This window comes from Arthrobacter sp. SlRoot2-15, from assembly GCF_059739345.1.
In genome coordinates this window covers 3,188,777-3,215,587 of sequence record NZ_AP046058.1, presented here as the reverse complement: position 1 = coordinate 3,215,587, position 26,811 = coordinate 3,188,777, and the positions used below count along the sequence as shown (strand labels likewise).

Annotated in this window: 28 protein-coding genes and 1 tRNA gene; 16 read left to right on the top strand and 13 right to left on the bottom strand. The window is 69.0% G+C overall.

Annotation, left to right across the window (positions count from 1 at the left end):
• Positions 1 to 60 precede the first annotated feature (60 nt).
• The 4 genes from AC6I9V_RS14890 to AC6I9V_RS14875 all read right to left on the bottom strand — a co-directional run bounded on the left by AC6I9V_RS14890 (position 61) and on the right by AC6I9V_RS14875 (position 1,958).
• Positions 61 to 399 (bottom strand): hypothetical protein, encoded by a 339-nt coding sequence (locus AC6I9V_RS14890; protein ID WP_497899978.1) that lies wholly within the window; start codon positions 397 to 399, stop codon positions 61 to 63.
• A 200-nt stretch (positions 400 to 599) separates the two neighbouring features.
• On the bottom strand, positions 600 to 1,133 hold the full coding sequence (locus tag AC6I9V_RS14885) for a hypothetical protein (protein WP_497899977.1): 534 nt from the start codon (positions 1,131 to 1,133) through the stop codon (positions 600 to 602).
• A 102-nt stretch (positions 1,134 to 1,235) separates the two neighbouring features.
• Positions 1,236 to 1,370, bottom strand: coding sequence for a hypothetical protein (locus tag AC6I9V_RS14880; RefSeq protein WP_497899976.1), 135 nt, complete (start codon positions 1,368 to 1,370; stop codon positions 1,236 to 1,238).
• A gap of 108 nt (positions 1,371 to 1,478) precedes the next feature.
• The gene (locus AC6I9V_RS14875) at positions 1,479 to 1,958 is read right to left on the bottom strand and encodes a MarR family winged helix-turn-helix transcriptional regulator (RefSeq protein WP_349411603.1); all 480 of its coding nucleotides are present in this window, start codon (positions 1,956 to 1,958) and stop codon (positions 1,479 to 1,481) included.
• Between the two features lie 95 nt (positions 1,959 to 2,053).
• Here AC6I9V_RS14875 and bcp point away from each other — a divergent pair, with 95 nt between their 5' ends.
• On the top strand, positions 2,054 to 2,527 hold the full coding sequence (gene bcp / locus AC6I9V_RS14870; RefSeq protein WP_497899975.1) for a thioredoxin-dependent thiol peroxidase: 474 nt from the start codon (positions 2,054 to 2,056) through the stop codon (positions 2,525 to 2,527).
• Between the two features lie 104 nt (positions 2,528 to 2,631).
• Positions 2,632 to 2,713, top strand: a tRNA-Leu gene (locus AC6I9V_RS14865).
• Between the two features lie 94 nt (positions 2,714 to 2,807).
• Here AC6I9V_RS14865 and AC6I9V_RS14860 read toward each other — a convergent pair.
• From AC6I9V_RS14860 to AC6I9V_RS14845, 4 genes are all read right to left on the bottom strand, one after another.
• On the bottom strand, positions 2,808 to 3,041 hold the full coding sequence (locus tag AC6I9V_RS14860; protein WP_497899974.1) for a hypothetical protein: 234 nt from the start codon (positions 3,039 to 3,041) through the stop codon (positions 2,808 to 2,810).
• Between the two features lie 76 nt (positions 3,042 to 3,117).
• Entirely contained in the window at positions 3,118 to 3,603 is a 486-nt protein-coding gene (locus tag AC6I9V_RS14855; protein ID WP_497900325.1) for a GNAT family N-acetyltransferase, read from the bottom strand.
• Positions 3,604 to 3,638: 35 nt separating this feature from the next.
• Positions 3,639 to 3,986 carry an ArsR/SmtB family transcription factor gene (locus AC6I9V_RS14850; protein ID WP_497899973.1) on the bottom strand — a complete coding sequence of 116 codons (348 nt, stop codon included), beginning with the start codon at positions 3,984 to 3,986 and terminating at the stop codon, positions 3,639 to 3,641.
• 60 nt (positions 3,987 to 4,046) lie between these two features.
• On the bottom strand, positions 4,047 to 4,787 hold the full coding sequence (locus AC6I9V_RS14845; RefSeq protein WP_497899972.1) for an aquaporin: 741 nt from the start codon (positions 4,785 to 4,787) through the stop codon (positions 4,047 to 4,049).
• Between the two features lie 45 nt (positions 4,788 to 4,832).
• Here AC6I9V_RS14845 and AC6I9V_RS14840 point away from each other — a divergent pair, with 45 nt between their 5' ends.
• The 10 genes from AC6I9V_RS14840 (at position 4,833) to AC6I9V_RS14795 (ending at position 17,885) form a co-directional block, all read left to right on the top strand.
• On the top strand, positions 4,833 to 5,507 hold the full coding sequence (locus AC6I9V_RS14840; protein WP_497899971.1) for an arsenate reductase/protein-tyrosine-phosphatase family protein: 675 nt from the start codon (positions 4,833 to 4,835) through the stop codon (positions 5,505 to 5,507).
• Between the two features lie 160 nt (positions 5,508 to 5,667).
• Positions 5,668 to 6,090, top strand: a complete 423-nt coding sequence (locus tag AC6I9V_RS14835; protein ID WP_497899970.1) for an arsenate reductase ArsC — start codon at positions 5,668 to 5,670, stop codon at positions 6,088 to 6,090.
• 10 nt (positions 6,091 to 6,100) lie between these two features.
• A complete protein-coding gene (gene trxB / locus AC6I9V_RS14830; protein ID WP_497899969.1) occupies positions 6,101 to 7,075 on the top strand; it encodes a thioredoxin-disulfide reductase in 975 nt (324 codons plus the stop codon).
• A gap of 28 nt (positions 7,076 to 7,103) precedes the next feature.
• On the top strand, positions 7,104 to 8,489 hold the full coding sequence (locus AC6I9V_RS14825; RefSeq protein ID WP_497899968.1) for an FAD-dependent oxidoreductase: 1,386 nt from the start codon (positions 7,104 to 7,106) through the stop codon (positions 8,487 to 8,489).
• A gap of 41 nt (positions 8,490 to 8,530) precedes the next feature.
• Entirely contained in the window at positions 8,531 to 8,953 is a 423-nt protein-coding gene (locus AC6I9V_RS14820; protein ID WP_497899967.1) for an arsenate-mycothiol transferase ArsC, read from the top strand.
• Positions 8,954 to 8,955: 2 nt separating this feature from the next.
• Positions 8,956 to 10,176, top strand: coding sequence for an MFS transporter (locus tag AC6I9V_RS14815; protein WP_497899966.1), 1,221 nt, complete (start codon positions 8,956 to 8,958; stop codon positions 10,174 to 10,176).
• A gap of 197 nt (positions 10,177 to 10,373) precedes the next feature.
• Entirely contained in the window at positions 10,374 to 11,051 is a 678-nt protein-coding gene (locus AC6I9V_RS14810) for a fasciclin domain-containing protein (protein WP_497899965.1), read from the top strand.
• A 286-nt stretch (positions 11,052 to 11,337) separates the two neighbouring features.
• Complete coding sequence (locus tag AC6I9V_RS14805; RefSeq protein WP_497899964.1) at positions 11,338 to 12,993, top strand: ABC transporter substrate-binding protein; 1,656 nt, start codon at positions 11,338 to 11,340, stop codon at positions 12,991 to 12,993.
• A gap of 78 nt (positions 12,994 to 13,071) precedes the next feature.
• The gene (locus tag AC6I9V_RS14800) at positions 13,072 to 14,574 is read left to right on the top strand and encodes a malate:quinone oxidoreductase (RefSeq protein WP_349411538.1); all 1,503 of its coding nucleotides are present in this window, start codon (positions 13,072 to 13,074) and stop codon (positions 14,572 to 14,574) included.
• 83 nt (positions 14,575 to 14,657) lie between these two features.
• Positions 14,658 to 17,885 (top strand): efflux RND transporter permease subunit, encoded by a 3,228-nt coding sequence (locus AC6I9V_RS14795; protein ID WP_497899963.1) that lies wholly within the window; start codon positions 14,658 to 14,660, stop codon positions 17,883 to 17,885.
• Positions 17,886 to 17,965: 80 nt separating this feature from the next.
• On the opposite strand, the gene AC6I9V_RS14790 is transcribed toward AC6I9V_RS14795, so the two are convergent.
• Positions 17,966 to 19,444, bottom strand: a complete 1,479-nt coding sequence (locus tag AC6I9V_RS14790) for an MFS transporter (protein WP_497899962.1) — start codon at positions 19,442 to 19,444, stop codon at positions 17,966 to 17,968.
• 197 nt (positions 19,445 to 19,641) lie between these two features.
• Here AC6I9V_RS14790 and AC6I9V_RS14785 point away from each other — a divergent pair, with 197 nt between their 5' ends.
• Positions 19,642 to 20,766, top strand: a complete 1,125-nt coding sequence (locus AC6I9V_RS14785; RefSeq protein ID WP_349411542.1) for an LLM class flavin-dependent oxidoreductase — start codon at positions 19,642 to 19,644, stop codon at positions 20,764 to 20,766.
• The gene (locus tag AC6I9V_RS14780) at positions 20,766 to 21,224 is read left to right on the top strand and encodes a MarR family winged helix-turn-helix transcriptional regulator (RefSeq protein WP_497899961.1); all 459 of its coding nucleotides are present in this window, start codon (positions 20,766 to 20,768) and stop codon (positions 21,222 to 21,224) included. The genes AC6I9V_RS14785 and AC6I9V_RS14780 overlap by 1 nt, the downstream gene beginning before the upstream one ends.
• On the opposite strand, the gene AC6I9V_RS14775 is transcribed toward AC6I9V_RS14780, so the two are convergent.
• From AC6I9V_RS14775 to AC6I9V_RS14765, 3 genes are all read right to left on the bottom strand, one after another.
• A complete protein-coding gene (locus tag AC6I9V_RS14775; RefSeq protein WP_497899960.1) occupies positions 21,221 to 22,027 on the bottom strand; it encodes a transglutaminase-like domain-containing protein in 807 nt (268 codons plus the stop codon). The two genes, AC6I9V_RS14780 and AC6I9V_RS14775, sit on opposite strands and share 4 nt — an antisense overlap.
• An 85-nt stretch (positions 22,028 to 22,112) precedes the next feature.
• Positions 22,113 to 22,943: a hypothetical protein gene (locus AC6I9V_RS14770; protein ID WP_497899959.1), complete on the bottom strand. Its 831-nt coding sequence runs from the start codon at positions 22,941 to 22,943 to the stop codon at positions 22,113 to 22,115.
• Positions 22,944 to 22,973: 30 nt separating this feature from the next.
• On the bottom strand, positions 22,974 to 24,362 hold the full coding sequence (locus AC6I9V_RS14765; protein ID WP_497899958.1) for a M20/M25/M40 family metallo-hydrolase: 1,389 nt from the start codon (positions 24,360 to 24,362) through the stop codon (positions 22,974 to 22,976).
• 84 nt (positions 24,363 to 24,446) lie between these two features.
• Here AC6I9V_RS14765 and AC6I9V_RS14760 point away from each other — a divergent pair, with 84 nt between their 5' ends.
• Positions 24,447 to 25,121, top strand: a complete 675-nt coding sequence (locus tag AC6I9V_RS14760) for a DUF1684 domain-containing protein (RefSeq protein ID WP_497899957.1) — start codon at positions 24,447 to 24,449, stop codon at positions 25,119 to 25,121.
• A 4-nt stretch (positions 25,122 to 25,125) separates the two neighbouring features.
• Positions 25,126 to 25,632: a GtrA family protein gene (locus AC6I9V_RS14755; protein ID WP_497899956.1), complete on the top strand. Its 507-nt coding sequence runs from the start codon at positions 25,126 to 25,128 to the stop codon at positions 25,630 to 25,632.
• A 21-nt stretch (positions 25,633 to 25,653) separates the two neighbouring features.
• Here the strand turns inward: AC6I9V_RS14755 and AC6I9V_RS14750 are convergent, their stop codons facing one another.
• A complete protein-coding gene (locus AC6I9V_RS14750; RefSeq protein WP_497899955.1) occupies positions 25,654 to 26,808 on the bottom strand; it encodes a cysteine desulfurase family protein in 1,155 nt (384 codons plus the stop codon).
• Positions 26,809 to 26,811: the final 3 nt, after the last annotated feature.

Genomic DNA, 26,811 nt, shown 5'->3' with positions numbered 1-26,811 from the left:
TGTTGGTCGACTGTTTGTCAGTAGCGTCCAGTTTCCCCCATGTCTCCGGGGACTGTTTCATCATCTCCGGCTCCGCTGCCCTTCCTGCGCGGCCGGCGGCGTGGCGGGCGGCAGGCCGGACAGCAGCCCGCCCACGGCCGCAGGGACGGCAAACAGGCCGGCCAGATGGGGCAGCAGGCCGCGGTCGACGGCGAAATCGGCCCAGCCCACGAGCACCGGGGCGGCGACGCAGAACACGACCGGCCAGCCGTGGCCGCGCAGCCGGGTCCAGACGGCGGCAGCGGCAGACAGCAGGGCGCCGGCGAAGATCATCCCGTGCCCCGGACCGGTGCGCTCCTCGAACTCCGGGTAGCTGAGCAAGGTGAAGGTGCCCGCCAGCCCGGCTAAGGTCAGCGCCACGGACGCCACGACCAGCGCAGCCCAACAAGCCGTACGCCACCGGTGCTTCGTGCGGGCGTTCACCGTCGAGCGTCCCGCAACTGCAGGTACGTGCCGGCCATGCGTTGGGCCAGCTCAGCGATGCCGTCCATGTGCCGGATAGTACCCTCCATCCCGGCCGGGTGGGGCATTTCGGCGTGGCACCCTGAGACCCTGTCGGCTCAGGGAAGGCGGTCGCGGCGCCGGCTGAGTCCAAGGGCCGCGGAGGCCGTCATCAGCAGCCCGCCCAGGGCGAGCAGTACGGCGCCGGCACTGGTTTCAGCCCCGGCGGCCCGGGGGCCGGCGGCGGCGTCGGCCGTCTGTACAGCCGGAAGCGTCGAGGGAGCCGGCGTCGCCGTCGTCGTGCCGGTGGAGGACGGGGCGGGCGGTGCCGCCGGAGCGGTGGCGGTGCCTGCCGGCGACTCCTGGACTGCGGTGGCCGGGGGCGTCTCCGACCCACTCGGGCCGGGGGCCGGGGGAACCGCGGGAGGGGGCGCCGCCGGAGGTGCCGAGGGCCCAGGCGGGGCGGTCCGTGACGGCTTAGGAGTATTGGAGGGCTTCGCGCTCGGGGTGGACGGCTCCTGGCACAGTCCCAGGGGATCCACCACCACCGGCCCGCAGGGCTCCGCGGCGGCAGGAGCCGCGACAGTAAGGCCGGCGGCCAGGGCGAGGGCGGTCAGGGCTGTGCCGGCTATGGCACTCCTACGCGTTCTCATCCTAGCTATCCTACGTTCCGCGCCGAGGGGGCCGCGGGATTTCAGCGGACTTTCGCCCGGCAGCTGGCAACCCGGCAGCTCCGGCCGCCCCGGGAACCGCGGCTAGCGGTGGCCGGCCGCGGCCAACTGGATGTGAATGGGAAGCGCGAGCTGGAGCGGCGCCGCCCCGACGGGCTCATCAAGCAGCTCGTTGATCGAGGTCTGCCCGTCCAGTTCGGGTGGCGGCGCCGTTTCCATAGGAAAACCTTATGCGAGGCGGCCTTCGCGAGCGGGTCATGACACGGTCAGTCCGCCCACCGCAGGGTGACTATTCGACGGCGTACGGCTCGCCCGGAGGCCGGGGGCCTAATTGACGTGGTTCGCCTCGGCGGGGACCGACGGATCCGCGATCACGAGGGCAGTTGCCTCCGTCGTGGTGATCCGGTTCGCCAGCTCACGGACCACGGACTGAAGTTCGTGCCGGAGGGAATCCGGGTCGATCGACGCGGCAGCCAGCACTGAGCGCTCCATGTCCGCGGCGGCGGCAACGGCTTCGCGTCCGCGGTCGGTCAGCGTGACCACATGGCTGCGGCGGTCGGAGGCGCTACGCTCCCGCGAGATGTGGCCGTGCGCTTCGAGCCGACTCAACGTTTTGCCCATGGTCTGGGCCTGGACCCGGACGAGCTGCGCCAGTTGCGCTTGGGTCATGGGTCCTTGGGCGGAGAGCACTTCCATCGCGATCACCCCGGCGTGGGTAAGGCCGATGGCCCCGAGCTTCTCGTTCCAGGCGTGTTCTACAAGGCGTGCTGCCGTGGACAGTAGGCGGCCAGTGGGCCAGCGATCCATATCAGGCATACCAAAGAGTATAACGACTGTACGATTCGCCGCCCGCCCCCGCGCTCACTAGGCTGGAAATCCGCAATTTTGTCAAGGAGAAGAACATGCCTGAACGACTTGTCCCCGGGGACGACGCGCCCGACTTCCGACTGCAGGACGCGGCCGGACACGACGTCGGCCTGCGGGACTTCCGCGGCCGAAACACGGTGGTCTATTTCTACCCGGCCGCGGCCACGCCCGGGTGCACGAAGCAGGCCTGCGACTTCCGCGATTCCCTCGCCGCCCTCCAGGGGGCAGGCTACGAGGTTGTGGGCATCTCCCCCGACCCCGTCGAGAAGCTTGCCGATTTCGCGGCGGCCGAGGGACTCAGCTTCCCGTTGCTCTCCGATCCGGACCATGCGGTAGCCGAGGCGTATGCGGCGTGGGGCGAGAAAAAGAACTACGGCCGAACCTACGACGGGCTCATCCGTTCCACCGTGGTGGTCGGCCCCGACGGCAAGGTCACGCTGGCCCAGTACAACGTGCGCGCCACGGGCCACGTCGCCAAGCTACGACGCGACCTGAAACTCGACGCCTAGCCGGCGGCCGCGTTTCCTCGGGCGCCGCACGGCTGAGCCGAATGTAGAATGATGTCTGGCATCCGCCGTCGGGGTCCTGCGGGACCTGCGGACGACGGCGCCGCGCGCGAGTGGTGAAATTGGCAGACACGCAGGATTTAGGTTCCTGTGCCTTCGGGCGTGGGGGTTCAAGTCCCCCCTTGCGCACACTGGGAACCCCGGTCTCCGGACCGGGGTTCCCAGCCCGCGTGACGTTGACCCCAGCCCCGGCACCGCGTGCGGCCCGGGCTGTGTGACCCGTTCAGAAATCCCGGCGTTCGGCCAGCAGCGCTTCGACCTCCCGTGCAGTGGCGTCCAGCCTGGCGAGCGTGTCCCGTTGGATCGACCGCAGGTACTCGGCATCCGACTCGCCGTCCTGCACCCAGTTCTCGTCGCCCGATGAATCCATCGTCTGGCGCGTGTTGGCCACCGCCGTCCTGATGTTCTCCAGCATTGCGAGCAGCCGGGCCTCGGTGGTGGGGGTCTCGGCATTCATGGCGCCCTCCTTAGTTGCTGTCGCGTCGACAGCTGACAGGACCACCTTGGACGCCGCCGTGCTGGCACCGCAAGAACTAAAGGACCTGCGAGCGCCGCTCGATCAGGACAGTGTCCCTCCAACGGCCTGCCGCAGGACCGTGGGCCATCCGAGCGATTCTTTCCCGCCGCCCCACAACCCTGAACCCGTGGGCGAGGTGCAGTCTCAGGCTGTGCTCGTTTTCCGGAAAGACGCTGGCCTGAATGGTCCAAATGCCATCTTCCTCGGTCGAGGCGATCAGGGACCGGAGGAGGAGCGACCCGATCCGCCGTCCGCGGGCCGCCTCGGAAACGTAGATGGAGTGTTCCACGACGCCGGCGTAGGCCGGGCGGCCGGAAACTGCGGAGGCCGCCGCCCAGCCGAGAATCCCGACGTCGGGCGCCTGCGCCACCAACCGGTGGTTGGCAAGCCGCGAAGCGTGGAAACGGCGCCAATCAGGCGGCTCGACCTCGAACGTGGCCTGGCCCGTAGCGATGCCCTCCGCATAGATCCGACAGACCCGGGGCCAATCGGATTCCCGCATCGGCCGGACGACGACGTCGGACACCGAGCTCTGGCTCACAGGGACGCGAGCAGGCCGGCCGTTTGCTCCAGGGCGCCGGGGACGAGCGAGTAGTAGGCCCAGGTGCCGCGCTTCTCGCGGTGCAGCAGGCCGGCGTCCACCAGGATCTTCAAGTGATGGGAGACGGTGGGCTGGCCCAGGTCCAGCGGCTCGGTGAGGTCGCAGACACAGGATTCCCCGGACGCTTCGGCTTTGACGATGGAAAGCAGCCGCAGCCGATTCGGATCTGCCAGCGCCTTGAATATCAGGGCCTTCTGCCTCGCCTCCTCGACGCCGAGGGCAGGCGATCCCGCCGGGGCGCAGCAGGATTCTTCCGTGGCTTCGATGACAGGCATCAGGTTCATAGAACTATTATGCCGCGACATTGACAATCATCAATATAGGCACTCAGTGGGTTTCGAACGTTATGCCTTGGCGGGTTCTGAACCGTGCGGGAGAACTGCTTCGTCCGCGGCGCGGGCGGCGGAGGGGAACAGGACGAGGAGCAAGCCAAGTCCTACGGCCGCGCCCAGGAGCTGCGCGAGGATGAAGGCAGGAACGGAGACCGGCGCAATGCCGGCGAAGGTGTCGCTGAAGATCCGTCCGACGGTCACCGCCGGGTTCGCGAACGACGTCGACGACGTAAACCAGTACGCCGCCCCGATGTAGGCCCCCACGGCCGGAGCGGCGAGGGCACCCCGCTTGGTGGCGGCGAGGGCGAAGATCAGCAGGATCAGACCGGCAGTGGCGATGACCTCGGCCAGCAGATGACCCGACGTTGTACGTTCCTTGGCGGAGATGGAGGTGCCCACCTCAAACATGGCGTTCGCGACCACGCTGCCGCCGACTGCCCCAACGGTCTGGGCCACGACATAAGTTCCCAGTTCGGGCAGGGTCATTCCGGTCCCGCTGCGCCGGCCCAGGAGCCAGTCCGCAGCGGAGACCGCAGGGTTGAAGTGTGCGCCGCTGACGGGACCGAGCACGAGAATCAGAACCGTCAGTCCCAATACGGTGGCGGTGCTGTTCTGGAGCAACTGCAGGCCTACGTCATTGGGGGAAAGTTGCTGGGCGGCAATCCCGGAACCGACGACGACGGTCACGAGCAGGCTGGTGCCGAGCAGTTCAGCGACGGCGCGGCGCCACAACGGCGGTTGGTTGGAAGTCATGGCAACAGCTTGACCCAAAGAATTAACTCAGTCAAAATTGAATCAATGAACATTGAGACAGCGCAAGGTTTCCGGGCGCGGGTAGCCAAGCATGCAGCCCTTGCCGATCCTGCGCGGCTGCGCATTGTCGACCTGCTCACGCTGGGCGACTTCTCCCCGACGGAGCTGCAGGCCGAGCTCGGGATGCCGTCGAACCTCCTCTCGCACCACCTGCGCTCGCTCGAAGCAGCCGGCATGGCGACCCGGCACCGCTCGGAGGCGGATAAACGCCGCAGCTACATCAGACTCGCCCCCGGCGCCCTGGAAGGCCTGGCGCCACGGCCTGAACACGGAGCCCGGCGCGTATTGTTCGTCTGCACACGCAACAGCGCACGTTCCCAACTGGCCTCCGCCCTCTGGCAGCAGGTCAGCACAGTCCCCGCGGCGTCGGCGGGAACGCATCCCGCGGACCACATCGCGCGCGGGGCCATCGACGTCGCCCGGCGGCACGGCGTGGATCTGGCAGATAAGCCCCCGCGCCGGCTGGACGAGGTGGCGCATGCCGAGGACTTCGTCGTGACCGTGTGCGACAACGCCCACGAGGAAATCCCCAATCCGGGAGGCATCCACTGGTCCGTCCCGGATCCGCTCCGGCTGAACACCGACGCCGCCTTCGAAGGCGCCTTCGCTGACATTGCCCGCCGCATCAGCGATCTCGCACCCCGCCTGCACGCAGCCTGAACCCAAGACCACACCCGGCATCCGAAATATTGACAAACATCGATTTAGTGCTTGATACTTCATGCATCGACAAACATCAATGTTCAGGCAGCAGACCGGGTGCGGGGACGACAGCCCCATCACACACCGACCCACATCCACTGATTCCAGGAGAAACACTGTGAGCACCGAAACCGCCAAGAAGCCGTCCGTCCTGTTTGTCTGCGTGCACAACGCCGGCCGCTCGCAGATGGCCGCCGCCTTCCTCACCACCCTCGGGGAGGGCCGGATCGAGGTCCGCTCGGCCGGGTCGCAGCCCGCCGAAAAGGTCAACCCGGCCGCCGTCGAGGCCATGGCCGAACTCGGCATCGACATGTCCGCCGAAATCCCCAAGGTCCTCACCACCGAGGCCGTCAAGGAATCCGACGTCGTCATCACGATGGGCTGCGGCGACACCTGCCCGATCTTCCCTGGCAAGCGCTACGAGGACTGGGAACTCGAAGACCCTGCCGGCCAGGGCGTCGCCGCCGTCCGCCCCATCCGCGACGACATCAAGGTCCGGATCGAGGACCTCATCGCGTCCCTCACCCCGGCGGCCAAGTAGGAACACAACCATGACTGAACAGCTGATCATCATCGGGTCCGGCCCCGCCGGCTACACCGCGGCGATCTACGCCGCGCGCGCAGGGCTCGCGCCCCTGGTCATCGCCGGGGCCGTCACGGCGGGCGGCGCCCTGATGAACACCACCGAGGTGGAGAACTTCCCCGGCTTCCCCGCCGGCGTCCAGGGCCCCGAGCTGATGGACGGGCTCCAGCAGCAGGCCGAGAAGTTCGGCGCCCGAGTGGTGTTCGACGACGTCACCGAAGTGACGCTCACCGGCCACCTCAAGCGCGTCGTCACCGGAGCCGGCGAGACGCACGAGGCGCTCGCCGTCATCCTCGCCACCGGCTCCGCCTACAAGGAACTCGGCCTGCGGGAGGAGAAAAAGTTCAGCGGCCACGGCGTCTCCTGGTGCGCCACCTGCGACGGCTTCTTCTTCCGGGACCAGGACATCATCGTGGTCGGCGGCGGGGACTCGGCGATGGAGGAAGCGACGTTCCTGACCCGGTTCGGCAAGACCGTGACCGTCGTCGTGCGCAAGAACGAGCTGCGCGCGTCCCGGATCATGGCCCAGCGGGCCAAGGACAACCCCAAGATCCGTTTCGCCTGGAACTCGGCCGTCACCGCGATCCACGGCGACGGCAAGGTCACCGGCGTCACGCTGACGGACACCGTCACCGGCGAAACCCGGGAGCAAGCCGCCACCGGAATTTTCGTGGCGATCGGGCACGTGCCGCGCACCGAACTGCTGCACGGCCAGGTGGAGCTCGACGCCGAGGGCTACATCAAAGTCGAGTCCCCTACCACCGTCACCAACCTCTCCGGCGTCTTCGCCTGCGGCGACGCCGTGGACCACCGCTACCGCCAGGCCATCACCGCCGCCGGCACCGGCTGCGCCGCAGCCCTGGACGCCGAACGCTACCTCGCCGCGCTGGACGACGCCGACAGCATCGCCACCGCCCTGGTCGAGGAACCCACCCACTCCTAGAGCACCATCGGATGAAACAGAGGACACCATGGCTGTAGCCACTACCCTTCCCGTAGCTGTCATCGGAGCCGGGCCCGTCGGCCTCGCCGCGGCAGCGCACCTGCTCGAACGCGGCCTGGAGCCGCTCATCCTGGAGGCTGGCCCGACGGCGGCCGCGGCCATCGAGCAGTGGCGCCACATCCGCCTGTTCTCCCCGTGGCAGTACAACACCGACGCCGCCGCTGTCCGCCTGCTCGCCACGAACGGCTGGGAAGCGCCGGAACCGACGGCCCTGCCCACCGGCGGCGAACTCATCGACCGGTACCTGACGCCGCTCGCCGCGCTCCCCACAATCGCATCCCGCCTGCACACCGGGGCGCGCGTCGTCGCGGTCACCCGCCTCGGCATGGACAAGACCCACAGCCGGAACCGCGACACCACCCCTTTTGTGGTCCGGGTCGAACACGCAGACGGCGAGGTCCGTGACTACCCGGCCGCCGCCGTCATCGACGCGTCCGGGACCTGGTCCACACGCAACCCGCTCGGAACCTCGGGGCTTCCCGCCGTCGGCGAAACCGCTGCGGCTTCCCGAATCTCCTCGCCGCTGCCGGATGTCCTGGGCCGCGACCGCGAAACGTTTGCGGGTCGCACCGCCGTCGTGGTCGGTGCGGGCCACTCCGCCGCCAACACCCTGATCAACCTCTCCGAACTGGCAGCCCAGGTGCCCGGGACAAAGATCGTGTGGGCGATCCGCGGCGCTTCGGCGGCCAAGGTCTACGGCGGCGGCGACGCCGACGGCCTCGCCGCCCGCGGCCAGCTCGGCAGCCGCCTCCGCGGACTGGTGGAGGACGGCACCGTGGAACTCCGGACCGGCTTCGGTATCGCCGGCCTTACCACCGACGGCGGCGCCGTCACGCTCACCGCCACCGACGGACGCACCCTCGAGGCCGACGTCGTGGTACCGGCCACCGGGTTCCGACCGAACCTGGACATGTTCCGGGAACTCCGGCTGGAACTGGACCCCGGCGTCGAGGCCCCGCGTGAGCTCGGCCCGCTGATCGATCCCGAATTCCACTCCTGCGGCACGGTCGAGCCGCACGGCGCCAAGATGCTGGCCCACCCGGAGCAGGACTTCTACATCGTCGGCATGAAGTCCTACGGCCGGGCCCCCACCTTCCTGCTGGCCACCGGCTACGAGCAGGTCCGCTCGGTTGCCGCCGCCCTCGCCGGAGACCGGGAGGCCGCCGACACCGTCCAGCTCGAGCTGCCGGAGACCGGCGTTTGCTCCTCGGACATCGGCACCAGCTGCGACGTCCCGGCCGCCGCCACCACGGACTTTGCGGCGGAAACCTCAGGCGGATGCTGCGGCGCGCCGGAACCGGTCCTCGTCGGATTCCCCACCGGGCTCGCCCACGGCCGCTCCGGCGGAAACTGACCACTGCTCACCACCGACACACTCAAGGAAGAATCAAACGCATGACCGAGACCACGAAAACGCCCAGTGTCCTGTTCGTCTGCAGCAAGAACGGCGGAAAATCCCAGCTCGCCGCCGGGCTGATGAACCAGCTCGCCGACGGGACCGTTACGGTGCACTCGGCCGGCACCAAACCCGGCAAGTCGCTGAATCCGCAGTCCGTGGACGCGCTGGCAGAACTCGGGATCGACATCACCGGCGAGCAGCCCAAACCCGTCACGGACGACGTACTGGCCGCGGTCGACGTCGTCATCGTCCTGGGCAACGAGGCAAAAGTCGAAGCCCCCGAGGGCAACCGGTATGAGGTCTGGGACACGGACGAGCCCTCCGAGCGCGGCATCGAAGGCATGGAACGCATGCGCCTGGTCCGGGATGACATCAAGGCCCGGGTCCAGAAGCTGTATGCGGAGCTCACCGGGAACTGACCATGCCCGCGCCCGCCCCCGCCCGGACCCTGGTCGCAGAAGGTGCCCCGCGCGGCGGCCTTGCCGCGCTGTGCATCACCCAGACCACCGGGTGGGGCGTGCTCTACTATGCCCTGATCGCGGCGGTCCTGCCCATCAGCGAAGACACCGGCTGGGATTCCGCCGTGGTGACGGGAGCCTTCTCCGTCGGTCTGCTGGTCTCCGCGGCGGCCGGCATCGGCGTCGGCAGGATCCTCGACAGGACCGGGCCGCGCGACCTGATGATCGGCGGATCCCTCCTCGGAGTGCTGGCCCTGGTCCTCGTGGCGACGGCACCGAACCTGCCGGTGTTCTTCGGCGCTTGGCTGCTGGCCGGGACCGCGCAGGCAGCTGTGTTGTACCAACCGGCCTTCACCGTGATCAGCCGCTGGTACGGGCCGGCCCGCATCCGGCCCCTGACCATACTGACCCTCGTGGCCGGATTCGCGTCCACGATCTTCGCCCCCGTCACGGCCGCCCTCACCTCGGCGTTCGGCTGGAGAAGCGCCTTTATCTTCCTGGCCGGGGTGCTGGGACTTGTCACCGTTCCGCTGCACGCCCGCTACCTCAACCGGCGCTGGTCCCCCGCCGCCGCGGGCTCCAACGGGCCTGCCCACCGGGCCGCGCTGCGGAACATCCGGCGCAGCCCCGATTTCCTGGGACTTCAGCTGCTCATGGTTTTGCTCTGCCTCGGGCTTTACACCGTAACGCTGAACATTGTGCCCCTGCTGATGGAAAAGGGGGCCGGTTACGCCACTGCGGCCTTCGGACTTGGTCTCGTGGGCGCCGGGCAGGTCGGGGGCCGGCTGCTGTTCGCCGGCATCCCGCCAGGCGCCCGGCTTCCGGTGATCACCGGCACGGCCGCCGGGGCCGTCCTCCTCCTGGCGGTCCTGCCCGGACCGGTTCCGGTGTTGATCGCGGCAGGAATGCTCGCCGGCGCGGTCCGCGGATGCCAGACCCTGCTCCAGGCCACCCTCGTCGCAGATCGCTGGGGCACAGGGAGCTTGGGCACCCTGCAGGGACACTTCGCGGCCCCGCTGACGGCGGTGACAGCCCTCGCCCCGGCCGCCGGGCCCCTCCTGGCGGGCTGGCTCGGGACCTACACGGGCATGAGCCACGCCATGGCGGCGACGGCCCTCGCGGCGGTCCTGCTTGCCGCTGTCTTCCAAGTGAAGGAAACCCGGGGCGAAGAGCAGCAGTCCTGACGTCGCTGAGACTAAACTCCGGCAGGATCTAAACCTGCCGGAAAACAATTTCGAATCCCACCCATCCCTTTGTGCCGAGCTCCCGAATACCCATTGAGACACCAACCAAGGGTCGGTGCCCACCAGTCGGATAAGGGCCACAGCGGCAAAGACGTTCGCTGCCGGCAATGAAATCGGCACAACAAAGGAGATTCGAAATGCAGACCATCAAGCGCACGACTTTCGCCGTTGCAGGTATCGCTGCCGCAGCCATGCTCAGCCTCACTGCCTGCGGCGGATCCAGCACGGGTTCCAGCTCTTCCTCGGCTCCGGCCGCCGCGCCGTCCGCGTCGAGCATGGCGCCGTCGCCGTCCATGAGCTCCTCGGCCGCAGCGATGGACCCGGCCGCCAACCTGGTGGGTGCCGGCTGCGCCGGCTACGCCGCCAAGGTTCCGGACGGCAAGGGTTCGGTGTCCGGCATGGCGCTCGATCCGGTGGCAGTCGCCGCATCGAACAACCCCATCCTGACCACGCTGACCGCCGCCGTGTCCGGCAAGCTCAACCCCAAGGTCAACCTGGTGGACACCCTGAACGGCAGTGAATTCACCGTCTTCGCCCCGACCGATGACGCGTTCAAGAAGATCGACGCCGCCACCATCGAAACGCTCAAGACCGACGATGCCCTGCTGAGCAAGATCCTGACCTACCACGTGGTGCCCGGCAAGATCAGCCCGGACCAGATCGTCGGCACGCACAAGACGGTCCAGGGCGGCTCGGTCACCGTCTCCGGCACCAAGGACGCGCTCAAGGTCGACGGCGCCAACGTTGTCTGCGGCGGCGTCAAGACCGCCAACGCCACGGTCTACATGGTCGACTCCGTCCTGATGCCGAAGTAGGCCACCCCAAACCCTCCTGTACCGGTTCCAGCCTGACTCCCTGGATCCACTTGGAGAAACGAAGGCCCGCACCTGTTGGTGCGGGCCTTCGCCCGTTGCGCGGGGCGGCCCACGGACAGCGCCTGCCCGCAGCGGCATCGGCCAGCTGCACCGGCCGCCCGCCGGAATCCGCAGCCCGGTCTACTAGACTGGGGCTGTTCCGCAGCCGGCGGCCGTACAGTTCCCAGAGGTGATTCCTTCAGTGCCCAGCAGTCCCGCGCCGACCACGGCAGGCCCCAGCAGGAAGTTGCGCCGCATCGCAGCCGGCCTCAGCACTCTCCTGTTGCTGGCCCCGCTCGCAGCGTGCACCGGAACACCGGCGCCGGCGCCGACGTCGTCGTCCACCGCCGGCGCGTCCGACGCGGTCCCCACCGCCACGTTCAGCTTTGGCACCGCATCGCGGCCGCTGGGCCTGGACCCTGCCCTCGTGTCCGACGTTGACTCCTACCGGATCACCCGCCAGGTGCTCGAAGGGCTGATCGGCGTCGACCAGACCAGCGGCAAGCCCACCCCCCTGCTCGCCACGGAGTGGAGCGACAGCAACGAGGGCCGCGCCTACACTTTCAAGCTCCGCGAGAACGTGAAATTCCACGACGGGACGGCCTTCAACGCGGCAGCCGTGTGCGCCAACTTCAACCGATGGTTCAACTTCCCCGCCGCCCTCCGGAAGCAGGCAACGGGCAGCACCTTCAAGGGCGTTTTCAAGGCCCACGCCGACCAGGCCTCGCTGTCCATCTACAAGAGCTGCACGGCACTGGCGGCGGACAGTGTCCGGATCGACCTCACCCAGCCGTTCACGGGCTTCCTCCAGGCCCTGACGCTGCCTGCTTTCGCCATGTCCTCGCCGAAGGCCCTCGACGCGCAGTCCGCCGACTCCCTTACCCAGAGCCGCGAAGGGCAGGCCGTGTCCGCCTATGCCCTGCACCCGGTGGGCACCGGCCCCTACGTCTTCGGCTCGTGGGACAACAACACCGTCACCCTGACCAGCAACAAGGACTACTGGGGCGACAAGGGGCAGATCGGGACCATCAACTTCATCAGCTACGACCATCCCCAGACCCGGCTGCAAGCGCTGCTGGACGGCAAGATCGATGCCTATGATTCGGTCACCGTGGGAAATTTCGACCAGCTGGTCAAGCGCGGCAAACAGATCATCCAGCGTGATCCGTTCTCGGTCATGTACCTGGGCATGAACCAGGAAGTGCCCGTGCTGCAGAACCTCAAGGTCCGCCAGGCGATCGAGATGGCCCTGGACAAGGACACCCTGATCCGCAAGTTCTTCATCGACAACACGGCGGCGGCCTCCCAGTTTGTACCGCCGAAGCTGAGCGGCTTCAACAACAACGCCCCCTCGCTGGGACACGACGCGGCCAAGGCCAAGGAGCTCCTTGCCGAGGGCGGGTACAAGGGCGAGGAACTGAAGTTCTACTACCCGCTCAACGTTGCCCGGCCGTACCTGCCGACGCCGGAAAAGGTCTACGCCGAGATCAGCCGCCAGCTCACCGCCGTCGGGCTCAACATCAAACCGGTCCCGGTGGACTGGTCCGACGGCTACCTCCAGAAAGTCACCTCCCCCGGGGACCACGCCCTGCACCTGCTGGGCTGGAACGGGTCCTACGCCGATCCGGACAACTTCGTGGGCCCGCTGTTCGGCGAGAACACCGGCGAGTTCGGATACCAGGACCCCCAGGTGTTTTCGAAGATCTCCCGGGCCCGGGGCCTGCCCGAGGGCAAGGAACGCACCGAGCAGTACCAGACCATCAACGCCCAGATTGCGGCGACGGTCCCGGCGGTGCCGATCGCGTTCCCGATCTCGGCGCTGGCGCTCTCGGACCGGGTCCTGAAGTACCCGGCGTCGCCGGTCCTGAACGAAGTTTTCACGAAGGTCGCGCTAAAGCCTTGACGGAGGCACCCAATTTCAGTTAGTGGGCGGTGCAGGGATATTCTGTGACAGCCAGAGCCGCTGCTACCGGAGACTGATGTGACTTTCATTTCCAAGACCCACCATGCCGACGTCGTCCTGATTGGCGGCGGCATCATGAGCGCCACGCTGGGCGCCTTCCTCAAGCAGCTGGAGCCGAACTGGACCATTTCGCTGTTCGAGCGCCTCGACCAGCCGGGCCTGGAAAGCTCCGATCCGTGGAACAACGCCGGCACCGGACACGCCGCCCTGTGTGAGCTTAACTACTCCCCCGCAGCCAAAGACGGCTCGGTGGACCCGGCCAAGGCCCTGCACATCAACGAGCAGTTCCAGCTCTCCCGCCAGTTCTGGTCCCACCTGGTCACCAACTCGCTGATCGGCTCCCCCAAGGGCTTCATCAACACGGTCCCGCACATGAGTTTTGTGGTCGGCGACGCCAACGCCAAGTTCCTGCGGACCCGCTACGAGGCCCTCAAGCCGAACCCGCTGTTCCGTTCCATGGAGTTCTCCGAAGACCACGACCAGATCGCCAAGTGGGCGCCGCTGATCGTCAAGGGCCGGGACCCGAAGCAGCACATCGCCGCCACCCGCGCCGCGGAAGGCACCGACGTCGACTTCGGCGCCCTGACCCGGGAACTGACCGGCTACCTCGGCAACAACGGCGTCGAAATCAACTACGGCCACGACGTCACCGGCATCAAGCGGGCCTCCGACGGCGGCTGGGACCTCGCGCTCAAGCACCCCCGCTCCGGCGAACACGGCTCGATCCACGCGAAGTTTGTCTTCGTCGGCGCCGGCGGCGGCGCCCTGCACCTGCTCCAGGCCTCGGGCATCCCGGAGAGCAAGGGCTTCGGCGGCTTCCCGGTCTCCGGCCAGTTCTTCCGCTGCACCGACGAGACCCTCGCCGCCCAGCACAGCGCCAAGGTCTACGGCCAGGCCTCGGTGGGCGCCCCGCCCATGTCGGTGCCGCACCTGGACACCCGGTTCGTCAACGGCAAGCGGTCGCTGCTCTTCGGACCCTACGCCGGGTTCTCCACCAACTTCCTCAAGAACGGCTCCTACCTGGACCTGCCGCTGTCCATCCGGCCCTCCAACATCATCCCGATGCTGGCCGTGGCCAAGGACAACATGGACCTCACCGCCTATCTGGTCAAGGAAGTCGCCAAGCGGCACGGCGCCAAGGTGGAGGCCCTGCGGGAGTACTATCCGGAGGCCAAGGACGGCGACTGGGAACTCATCACCGCAGGTCAGCGGGTCCAGATCATCAAGAAGGACCCCAAGAAGGGCGGCGTGCTGCAGTTCGGCACCGAGGTCATCGCCGGCCGCGACGGCACGATCGGCGCGCTCCTGGGCGCGTCCCCGGGCGCGTCCACCGCGGTGCCGATCATGATCGAGCTGCTGCAGAAGTCCTTCCCCAAGAACTTCAAGGGCTGGCAGTCCAAGCTCAAGGAGATGATGCCCGGCTACGGCGTCAAACTCAACGAGAACCCGGACCTTGCCGCCCGGCTCGAGGCCGAGACGGCCGCGGCGCTCCAGCTCGAACCGGTTCCGGCGGCCCGCTGAAACTCTGCCGGGTTGCGGCACGTTTAGTCCCATTGAGGCGTTCCGTCGTGGCGAGCGTCCGCTAATCCCCAGGAGACCATGAGATGTTCCGGCTGGCCAAGCTCTCGCTAGGGAACCGGGCGCTGATCGCGCTGATCACCGTCTTCGCGTCTGTCTTCGGCGTGATTACGATGTCCTCGCTCAAGCAGGAGCTCATCCCGTCCATCGAGTTCCCGCAGATCACGGTGATCACCGCGATGCCCGGCGCCTCGCCGGAAGTCGTGGACAAGCAGATCAGCGGCCCGCTCGAGACGGCGCTCAACGGCGTCGAGGGGCTGGAGTCGACGTCGTCGACCTCGCGCAACGGTGTCTCGCAGATCACCCTGGTGTTTACCTACGGCTCCAACCTTGACCGTGCCCGGAACCAGATCGACCGGGCCATCTCCAACGCCAAGCAGGCGCTGCCGAAGGACGTCCAGCCGCAGGCAATCGCCGGCAGCATCAGCGACTTCCCGATCGTCTACCTCGCGGTGTCCTCGGACAAGCCGCTGAGCGAGCTGAACGCGGACCTGGCCCGCCTGAGCGTGCCGCGGCTGCAGAAGCTCGACGGCGTGCGCGGCGCCGAGGTGACCGGCGGGGCCACCCAGCACATCAAGATCCTGCCGCGGCCCGAGGCCATGGCGGCCTCCGGCGCCACCATCGCGTCCATTACGGACGCGTTGAAGAACAACGGGTCGCTGGTGCCGGCCGGCAGCATCGAGGAACAGGGCAAGACGCTGTCGCTGCAGATCGGCAGCCCGGTGGACTCCCTCGACGCTGTCAAGGCCCTGCCGCTGGGCGGCGCCCGCGACGCCGCCACGATCGGCGCCGTCGCCGATGTCAGCATCACCGAGGACGCCCGCACCTCAATCACCCGGACCAACGGCAAGGAAACCCTGGCCCTTTCGGTGACAAAAAAGCCCGAGGGCGACACGGTGGGCATCTCGCATGCGGTGAAGGATTCCATCCCGCAGCTTGAGGCCGAACTGGGCTCGAACGCCAAGTTCACCCCGGTCTTCGACCAGGCGCCGTTCATTGAGAAGTCCATCAAGGACCTCACCACCGAGGGGCTGCTGGGCCTGGGCTTCGCCGTCGCCGTCATCCTGCTGTTCCTGCTCTCGGTGCGCTCCACCCTGGTCACGGCCGTGTCCATCCCGCTGTCCCTGCTGATCACGTTCATTGGTCTCTCCGCCACCGGGTACTCGCTGAACATCCTGACCCTCGGGGCGCTGACCATCGCCATCGGCCGGGTGGTGGACGACTCGATCGTGGTGATCGAGAACATCAAACGGCACCTGAGCTACGGCGAGCAGAAAATCACCGCCATCCTGACCTCCATCCGGGAGGTTGCCGGCGCCATCACCGCCTCCACGCTCACCACGGTGGCGGTCTTCCTGCCGATCGCCTTCGTGGCCGGACTCGCCGGCGAGCTGTTCCGGCCCTTTGCGCTCACCGTTACCATCGCCCTGGTGTCCTCGCTGCTGGTCTCGCTGACCATCGTGCCGGTGCTGGCGTACTGGTTCCTGCGGACGCCGGCGGACAAGGCCGGGAACGCCGTGTCCGAGGCCACCGCCCGGGAGACCGCGGCAAAGGCTCACGAGGCCGAGCAGCGCAGCTTCCTGCAGCGCGGCTACCTCCCGATCCTCACGAAGACGCAGCGGCACCCCGTGATCACCCTGGTGGCGGCCGTCCTGGTCCTCGGCGGGACCGCCGCCATGTCCCCGCTGCTGGCCACCGACCTGCTGGGTCGCTCCGGCGAAAACAGCATGACGGTGAAGCAGGCCCTCCCGGCCGGCACCAGCCTGGCCGAGGGCAGCGCCGCGGCCATCAAGGTCGAGTCCGTGCTGCGGGGCATCGACGGGGTCAAGGACGTCCAGGTCACCACCGGCAACGCGCAGTCCGGGTTCTCCGCGCTGCAGTCCACCGGGGCAGCCAATTCCAGCTTCACCGTCGTCACCGAAGAGAAGTCCAACCAGGGCAAGCTGCAGGACACCGTCCGCAGCGAACTCGCTAAGATCCCCGGCGCCGGCAAGATCACCGTCGGCTCCCAGCAGGGCGGCTTCGGCACAACGTCGACGGTCGACATCACGCTCAAGGCCGCCAGCTCAGCGGACCTCCGCACCGCCAGCGACGCCATGGTCACGGCCATGGACGGCGTCCCCGGCTCCTCCGAGGTCAGCACCAACCTGGCCGCGAGCCAGCCGGTGGTCCAGGTGAAGGTGGACCGCGCCAAGGCCGTCGCGGCCGGCCTGAACGAGCAGCAGGTCGCCGGGGTGCTGGCCTCCACCATCAGCCCGATCCCGGCAGGCACCGTCCGGATTGGCACCAACGATTTCCCGGTCCGGATCGGCGAGGGAACCCGCTTCACCAGCATCGGCGCCGTCCGCGACCTCCCGCTGCCGACGGCGCGCGGGCCGGTTCCGCTGTCCTCGATCGCCTCGGTGGAACAGGTGGACGTCCCCGTCTCCATTACCGCCAGCAACGGCCAGCGGACCGCTCGCGTGTCCGTCACGCCGTCGGGCGGCAACCTCGGCGCGGTCAGCACCGAGGTGCAGGCCCGGCTCAAGACCGTCCAGCTGCCGCCGGGCGTCACCGCGGAGATCGGCGGCGCCACCACGCAGCAGGCCGAGTCCTTCGGGCAGCTGGGGCTGGCGCTGCTGGCCGCCATCGCGATCGTCTACGTGATCATGGTGGCCGCCTTCAAGTCGCTCGTGCAACCGCTAATCCTGCTGGTCTCGGTCCCGTTCGCGGCCACCGGCGCCATCGCGCTGCTGCTCGTGACCCGCGTCCCGCTGGGGCTGCCGTCACTGATCGGCATGCTGATGCTGGTGGGCATTGTGGTGACCAACGCGATCGTGCTGATCGACCTGATCAACCAGTACCGCCAGCCGCGCAACGGCGAGCCGGGCATGAGCGTGGCGGACGCGATCACCCACGGCGCCCGGCAGCGCCTGAGGCCGATCCTGATGACCGCGCTGGCCACCGTGTTCGCGTTGACCCCGATGGCGCTGGGCCTGACCGGCGGCGGCGGTTTCATCTCCCAGCCGCTGGCGATTGTGGTGATCGGCGGACTCATCTCCTCCACCGCCCTGACCCTGGTCCTGGTCCCGGTGCTCTACCGGCTGGTGGAGGGCCGGCGCGAACGCAAGGCGCTGCAGAAGGCCAACGGCGGCAAGTCCGCCCACGGCCGCCGCGCCCAGCCCGCACCCGCGGACGCCGAGGGCACCGCACCCGAACTCGGCCAGCTTGACGAGGCCGACGAACCGGACGAGGCCCCGGCGCTCCGCAACTAGCGTCCCCACGCCCGGGCTGCCCACCCAACTGACTGGCAGTTCAGGCCGTTTTGAGCGCTGAAAACGGCCTGAACTGCGAGCTAGTTGGGGGCGGGCGCAGCGGGGGCGGCCTGTTCGGTGGCGGGGGTTTCGGTGGTGGCCGGGGCTCGGTCGGAGAACGCCAGCCGAGGCACCAGGACCAGGGCGGCGGCTGCGGCCAGGCCGATGACCCCGCAGATGGCCCAGACGGTGAGGTAGCCGCCCAACGGCGCCGCGGTCTGGCCTGCGCCCGCGGCAGCACCGGCGTCGCCGAGGACGTGGCTGAGCAGCGCGATGCCGAACACCGCGGAGGCGAAGGCGCCCCCGATGGTCTTGGTGGTGTTGGTCAGCCCCGTGGCCATCGCTGTCCGGTCCAGCGGGGCCGCGGCGGCCGCGGCGGAGGGCAGTGCCGCCACCAGCGCCCCGGAGCCGACGCCGGCCACCGCCATGTTGACCAGCGCCTCGGCCAGGCTGCCGTGCAGGGGCAGGAACAGCAGGTAGCCCGTGCCGACCAGCGCCGCGGCCCCCACGAGGGTCCAGCGCGGGGTCAGCCGGCGGGTCACCACGGGGTACAGCAGCGCGCCCACCAGCAGGGCCAGCACGTAAACGCCGATGATGATCGAGACCTGCCCCGCGCGCAGCCCCAGCCCGTAGCCGTGCAGCGCGGGATCGGTCCGGGCGAAGGTGGAGAGCGGGGCCTGGGCGCCCAGCACGGAGACGCCGAACAGCCCGGCCGTCAGCTGCACCGGCCACATCGATTTGGACCGCAGCATCCGGATGTCCACCAGCGGGTCCTCGCGGCCCAGCTGGACGCGGACAAAGGGAATGAAGACCAGCACACCGGCCGCGACCAGCGACCCGGCCCACCAGGCGCCGGGGCCGCCCAGCCGCATGAAGGTCAGCCCGGAGGTGATCAGCAGCAGCCCGACGGCGAGCAGCGCGAAGCCGCCGGTGTCCACCCGGCCGCCGGCGCGCCCGGCCGACTCCGGCACGCCGAAGCGGATGGCGAACCAGCAGGCGGTCACGACGACGGCGGGGATCATCAGCACCAGCTGCAGTTGCCCGGCGAAGGCCTCCACGAGCGCCCCGGAAGCCAGCGCCCCGGCGATGACACCGAATTCCAGCGCCCCGACGAGGATGCCCGCGGCGCGGCGGGTGCGGGCGGCGCCGTCGGCCAGCCCGTGCACCCGGCTGAAGACCAGGGCGATCTCCAGCGGCAGCCAGACCACATAGAAGCCCTGCAGCGACCAGGCGGCGAGGAATGTCCAGAAGCCCGGCGCGAGCGCCACCCCCCAGGAGGCGGCAGCGGTCAGCACGGTGGAGACCAGCAGGATCCGGCGGTGGCCGTACAGGTCGCCCAGCTTCGCCAGCACCGGCACCGCCAGGGCGCTGACCGTCAGCTGGGCCGCCTCGAACCAGTTCACGTCGCCGTCGTGGATCCCCAGGTGCCGGGCGATGTCGGTGAGGATGGGGGTGTAGTAGCCCTGCAGGATGCCGCTGGTGAGTTCCACCAGACACAGAAAAGCAACGACGCGGCGCATGGGAACCTTCCGGGCGGGCTGGACACCTGGCGGCCAGCCGATTGATTGCATCCTAGGGCCGGGTGCCGCCGGCCCATCGGAGGAGCCGGGAATATCCCGGCGTGGCGGGCGTTGTACCGGGCGATAGATGCAAATGCATCTAAATCGGGTATAGTAGAAGCAGCAACCGGAAGTTTCCGGCCAGGGAAAGGAATACCATGCAGATCGGCGTCTTTAGCGTCAGCGACATCACCACGGACCCCACCACGGGCCGCACCCCGACCGAACACGAGCGCATCAAGGCCTCGGTGGCGATCGCCAAAAAGGTCGAAGAGATCGGCATGGATGTCTACGCCATCGGCGAGCACCACAACCGGCCGTTCTTCTCCTCCTCCCCCACCACCACGCTGGCCTACATCGCGGCGCAGACGGAACGGATCATCCTTTCCACCGCCACCACGCTGATCACCACCAACGACCCGGTGAAGATCGCCGAGGACTTCGCGATGCTCCAGCACCTCGCCGGCGGCCGCGTGGACCTGGTCCTGGGCCGCGGCAACACCGCCCCCGTCTACCCCTGGTTCGGCAAGAACATCCAGGACGGGATCGAACTCGCAATCGAGAACTACTCCCTGCTGCGCCGGCTGTGGGACGAGGACACGGTTAACTGGTCCGGCAAGCACCGCACCCCGCTGCAGAACTTCACCTCCACCCCGCGCCCGCTCGACGGCGTCGCCCCCTTTGTCTGGCACGGCTCGATCCGCACGCCGCAGATCGCCGAGGTCGCCGCGTACTACGGCGACGGGTTCTTCGCCAACAACATCTTCTGGCCCAAGGAGCACTACCAGCAGCTGATCGGCCTGTACCGCGAACGCTACGAACACTACGGCCACGGCAAGGCGGACCAGGCGATTGTGGGCCTCGGCGGGCAATTCTTTATGCGGAAGAGCTCGCAGGACGCCGTCAAGGAGTTCCGCCCGTACTTCGACAACGCCCCGGTCTACGGCCACGGACCGTCCCTGGAGGACTTCACCTCGCAGACCCCGCTGACCGTCGGCAGCCCGCAGGAAGTCATCGAGAAGACCCTGACCTTCCGCGAGTACTTCGGCGACTACCAGCGCCAGCTGTTCCTGATCGACCACGCCGGCCTGCCGCTGAAGACCGTGCTGGAGCAGCTCGACCTGTTCGGCGAGGAAGTCCTGCCCGTGCTCCGCAAGGAATATGCCGAGAAGACCCCGGCGCACGTCCCGGAACCGCCCACCCACGCCGGGCGGGTGGCGGCAGCCGTGGCTGCCGGAACCGTCGACGCCGGCACGGTCGAAAACACGCGTCTGGACGCGTGATGTCCGCCAAAACCGAATCGCCCGTGCGCCTGGCCGCGGAAACCTGGGAGTCCCTGTTCCGCGCCCAGGTCGCGGTGATGCGCCGGCTGCAGTCCGGCCCCGCGTTCAAGGCGCTGGCCGTGAACGAGTACGACGTGCTGTTCACGCTCTCCGGCTGCCCCTCCGGCTGGCTCCGCCAGAACGAACTGAACGACCACGTGCTCTTGAGCCAGTCGAGCCTGAGCCGGCTGGTGGAGCGGCTGGAAAAGCGGGGGCTCGTGGAGCGCAGGCCAGCCCCCGACGACGGCCGCGGCGTGCTGGTCCGACTTACGGACGCCGGCCGGGAACTGCAGAAGCAGATCGGCCGGGAGCACGTCCGCGACATCGCCTCTCTGGTGGCACCGGCGCTCACCGCCGAGGAACAGCGCGAGCTGCTGCGCCTGACGGACAAGCTGCGGACCGCGGTCCAGGCGCGCTAGCGGATGGTGACCAGCGCGGCCGGGTCCTCGACCGGCAGTTCGCCGGTGACGGTGGCGGTGACCTTGAGCTCCTTCAGCGAGAGGCTGCCGCCGACGGTGGACAGGAAGGCTGTGTCCGAGGAGTCCCGGCCGGCGGTGATCCGGAGCATGCTCTCCCGGGGGGCCAGTCCGGTCGGGTCGATCACGTGCCAGGCTCCGCCGACGTGGGCTTCGGCCACGGCGTGGAAGTCCATTGGACTCAGTCCGGGCGCGTAGACCGCGGCCAGCCGCGCCGGGACGTTCTTGGACCGCAGCAGCGAGATCGCCAGGTGGGCGAAGTCCCGGCAGACGCCGCGGCGGTGCAGCAGCGTCTCGACGGCGCCGTCGGTCCCCCGCGATGACCCGCTGACGTAGCGCAGTTCGCTGAAGACCCAGTCCCGCACGGCGTGCAGCAGCTCCGGGCCCTGCAGGCCGCCGAATTCGGCGTACGCCGTCGGCAGCAGCCGGTCGGATTCGGCGTAGCGGCTCGGCCGGACATAGCGGATGAGCTCCATCAGCCCCGGCTCCTCCGGCTCCGCGGCCCCGGTGACGGTGGCGCCGTACTCCACCAGGACCTCGGTGGGCTCGGCGAACTCCATGTAGTGAAAGCGCCCGCCGTGGTGGTCGGACAGCTCGGCCAGAGGCACGTCCTCGCCGCCGGCAGTGACGGAAAGCGACTCCTCGAAGCCGCTGTAGCCGGGGTTCCGGGCCACGGCCACCGCCATTGCGACCTTGGTGTCGGCCACGGTCTTGAAGGCCAGGCGTGCGGTCACGATGCGTTCCATGGATCTCCGGAGGGGTGCGAGCGAAGCCGCTGAAGTCTCAGCGGGCGGGCAGTCGCCCCGGGCCGCAGTGAAGCCGGCGGCGGGACTAGTTTTTGATCTTCAGCGACATTAGCATCCGCTGGACATTGGCGAATTCCGACCCCTCGTTGACATAGGCGTCCGCCTGGGCCAGCGTGTCAAAGGGCTTGGCCGGCGCCACTTTCTGGTCCGGGGCGAACGCCTTCAGCTCGGCCAGGTCCCCGAAGGAGTAGTCGCCTTTGCCCTCGGGCCCGCGCACAAGGTTCTGCAGGGAACAGGACTTGCCTTCCGCTCCCCCGACCACGTTGGTGATGCCGTATGACCCGAAATACTTGTAGCCCTGGATCACGCGGAACACCACGTGCGGGTCGATGGCGCCCTCCCCGCCGCGGTGCGGCAGTTCCACCGGAACGCTGCTGACCACCACATAAGGTTTGGCGGCCTCGGCCGCGCAGGCGCCGGCAGCCTGGGCCGGCAGTCCGGTCTGCAGCGTGGCCAGGTACCTGCCTTCGGCGTCCTTGACCTCGATCTTGAGCGCCCCCGGCAGGGTGCCCGGCGCCGGGGCGATCGACTGCGCGATCCATTCCTGGGGGAGGTCGAAACTCACGGTCTTGCCCGGGTCCGAGAACGTCTTCCACGCCGCCGCCGTCGCTCCCGCGGAGGCCCCCGCGGAGGCCCCGGCGGAGGCCGTGCCGGATGCGGTGCCCGACGCCGAGGCGCCCGGCGCTCCCGGCGACGTGGCCCCGGCGGAGGGATCCGCCGTCGAGCTCCCGCCCGGGCTGCCAGCCGTCCAGGCCGGTGCGCCCTTGCCGTCGCTGCTGCAGCCGGCGAGCGCCGTCGCGGCGAGCGCCAGCGCAGCGACGATCCGGAGTCCTCGGGAAATAGCCGTCCCAGTCATGGAGCCAGCGTAGCCGGGGCCCACGGCCGATCAGAGTTTCCGGAGCAGCGTTTCGTAGAACCGGACGCCCCGGCTCAGGGTCTCGAGCGAGATCTTTTCGTCCACGGCGTGGATCGAGCCGCGGTCCGCGGCGTCCATGGCGAAGGGCGCGAACCGGTAGACCGCGTCGCAGATCCCGGTGAAGCGGCGCGAATCCGTTCCGCCCATCATGATGTACGGCGTGATGAGCGCCTCCGGGAAGGTCGCGGCGATGCAGCGCTCCAGCAGCTCCCACTGGGCTCCGGCAAAGTCGGACACCGGCGTGGGATCGTTGCCCTCCACCACCCGCAGCTCCACTTTCGGATCCCGGATGACCTTCCTCAGCCGCTCCACGGTTCCGGCCACGGTGTCCCCCACGGCGATCCGGACGTTGGCGTTCGCCTTGGCCGTCGCGGCGAGGACATTGGCGCCGGCGCTGCCCTCCAGGGTGGTGACGGCCACCGTGGTGCGGGTCATCGCGTTGGTCTCGTTCCCGAGCCGGCCGAAAAGCCAGGTCATGGGGACCCTAAGCAGCGAGAGGTTCGCGAAGGCGAGCCGCAGCGGGGCCGGTGCGTGCGGGCCAAAGCGCCGGAGCATCTCCGCGGTCACCTCCGGCAGGCTCTGCGGGAACGGGCTGCGCTCAATCCGGGTGATGGCCCGGGCCAGCCGCGCCGTGGCCCCCATCCGCGGCGGCGTCGAGGCGTGTCCGCCGGGGTCGCGGGTGAGCAGCTCCACGTCCAGGATCCCCTTTTCCGCCACGCCGACGACGGCGGCCGGCCGGCCTACGCCCGGGAACGCGCCTCCCGCGACGGCACCGCCCTCGTCCAGCACGATCCAGGGCCGCACTCCCCTGGCGGCAAGAAGCGCGGCGGCGGCTGCGGCGCTGTCACCGGCGGTCTCTTCGTTGTTGCCAAAGGAGAAATAGACGTCGCGGGCCGGGGTGAAACCCTCAGCGAGCAGGGCCTCGGCGGCCTCCAGGATGGCGACCAGCGCACCTTTGTCGTCGAGGGTGCCGCGGCCCCAGAGGTGGGTGCCGTCGTTATGGCCGGAGAAGGGCGGATGCGTCCAGGCCTGCCCGTCCCCGGCCGGGACGACGTCGTAGTGCGCCATCAGCACCGCGGGGCGGTTTCGGGTTCCCTCGACGTCGGCCTCGACCCCGGCGTCGGCAGCGTCGTCAGCGGTGCCCGGCCAGCGGAACAGCAGGGCCAGGCCGTTGACCCGTTCCACCGCCAGCGCGGCGTAGACCGCGGGGTAGAGCCGGGGCAGGGCGGCCAGGAAGGCCTCGAACTCTGCGGTCTCCACCTCGGCGGGAACCCGGGAGGACACGGTGCGGAACCGGACGAGTTCCGCCAGCGAGGCGGCGGCGCGGCGGGCGGACCCGGCGGGGTCGGTGGTGTGCATGCGCGACAGCCTACGACCCTTACGTGCCGCCGGGCCGCAGGGCCCGCCGCATTTCGGGCAACGAAACACGGCTAGGCTGGGGGGATGGCTGAACAGCACTTTGACGGAGCGGACTTTGGCGAGCCGGACGGCGTCGCGCGGATGTCCGCCGTCGACATCGCGGACTGGCGGCTCCGGACCTTTGCGCTGTACGCCACCGTGCGGAAGATCGCGGCGGACAGCCCGGCCGAGGCGCACTCCTACTGGCGGCACGAGCGGGACCGCATGTTCGGCACGCACCCGGCATCGCCGCTGACCGACGCGGCCAAGGCCAGCTTCGGCGGGCTCAAGACCGCCGACTACGACCCGATCTACCGCTTCCACGTCCCGATCACCAAAGAGGGCGCCGGGCGGGAGATGAACGTCGAGACCGGTACCGACGGCCTGGTCCGCTTTGTCCGGCTCGGCACCTTCGACCTCCCCGAGATGGGTCAGCTGGCGGTCTGGAAGCTCAACGGCTATGGCGGCGGCATCTTCGTGCCGTTCCGGGACGCCACCGCCGGGCAGCCCGGCGGCAGCTACGGCGCCGGGCGGTACCTGCTGGACACCATCAAGGGCGCCTTCCACGGCGTCACCGGCTCCGGGGACGACGCCGAGTTCGTGCTCGACTTCAACTTCGCGTACAACCCCTCCTGCGCGTACAACGAGGCGTGGGCCTGCCCGCTGGCCGGGCCCTCGAACCGCCTGGCCGTGGACATCCCGGTCGGCGAGCTGTACTAGCCGGATGGAGTCGCAGCTACAACAGGCGCAGCCAACCCCGCAGACCGTTTCCTCCGGTTCACCCGGCTCCTCCGCCGCCCCGCGGCGCCGCCACCGGGGCGTGCTCCGCTATCCGGCGGTCCGGCAGCTCCTGCGTTTTACCGGCGTCGGCATTGTCTGCACCGTGACCTCCCTGGCGTTGTATGCGTTCCTGCGGCCGTGGATCGGGTCCCAGCCGGCCAACGCGGCGGCGCTGATCATCACTTCGCTGATGAACACGGCCCTGAACCGTCGGCTGACGTTCAAGATCACCGAGCGGCACCGGATGAAGCGCGACCACCTCAACGGGCTGATCGTGATCGTCGTCGCGCTGCTGATCACCGGCGGCAGCCTCGGCATCCTGCACTGGATCAACCCCGACGCGACCGTGGCCGACGAGCTTTGGACCACTACCCTTTCCGGCTTCCTGGCGACGGCCGTGCGGTTCACCATGCTCCGGCACTGGATTTTCCGCCGCGCCCGGCACCGCTAGCCGGGGTTCCGGTGCCCGGGTTCAGCCGCCGAGGGTACGGATGCTGCCGACGGCGGTGCGCACCGCGGCCGCCGCTTCGTGCAACTCTGCGGCCGTGACGGACGAATCGAAGCTGAAGCGCACGGCAGTCTGGGCCACCTCGGCGCCGATCCCCATCGCCAGCAGCACCGGGGAGGGCTCGTCGGACCCCGCGGCGCAGGCCGAACCGCTGGAGCAGATTACCCCCTGCCGTTCCAGCTCCAGAAGCACGGATTCACCGCTGGTGCCGGGGAAGCAGAAAGATGCCACGGAGGGCAGCCGGTCGGCCGGATGCCCGGTGAGAACGGCGCCGGGCACCCCGGCCAGGACGGCGGCAATGAAGTCGTCGCGCAGGCCGGCTACCCGGGCGGACGCGTCCTTCCCGGACGCCCCGGCGAGGCCCAGCGCCGTCGCCAGGGCCACGGCCCCGGCCACGTTCTCGGTGCCGGAGCGGCGGCCCCGCTCCTGCCCGCCGCCGTGGATCAGCGGTTCCAGTCGGGTCCGGCCGCGCACATACAGCGCCCCGCAGCCTTTTGGGGCGCCCAGCTTGTGGCCGGAGATACTCAGCGCGTCGACGCCGAGTTCGCGCACATCCAGGGGCAGCGAGCCGGCGGCCTGCACGGCGTCGCTGTGGAACGGGATGCCGAGCCCCCGGGCCAGCCCGGCCAGCCGGGCCACGGGCTGGACCGTGCCCACCTCGTTGTTGGCGTACATCACGCTGGCCAGCGCGGTTTCCGGCCGGAGCACGGCCGCGAGCGCTTCCTCCCTGACCTGCCCGTAGCCGTCCACCGGGATCACGTCGACGGCGAAGCCATGGACGCGTTCGAGGTAGCGGGCGGATTCCTCCACCGCGGGGTGTTCGACGGCGCTGATCGCCACCCGGTCCAGGCGCGGATCTGCCGCGCGGCGGGCCAGGGCGATGCCCTTGACGGCGAGGTTGTCCGCCTCCGTCCCGCCGGAGGTGAAGACGATCTCTCCCGGCCGGCAGCCCAGGGCCTTCGCCGTCGCTTCCCTGGCTTCCGCGAGCGCCCTGGCGGCGGCGTCGCCGAGCGAATGGTGGCTCGACGGGTTGCCGAAGTCCCCGCTGAGATAGGGCCACATGGCCTCGAGGACTTCGCGTCGGACCGGCGTGGTGGCGGCGGCATCGAGGAAGATCACGGT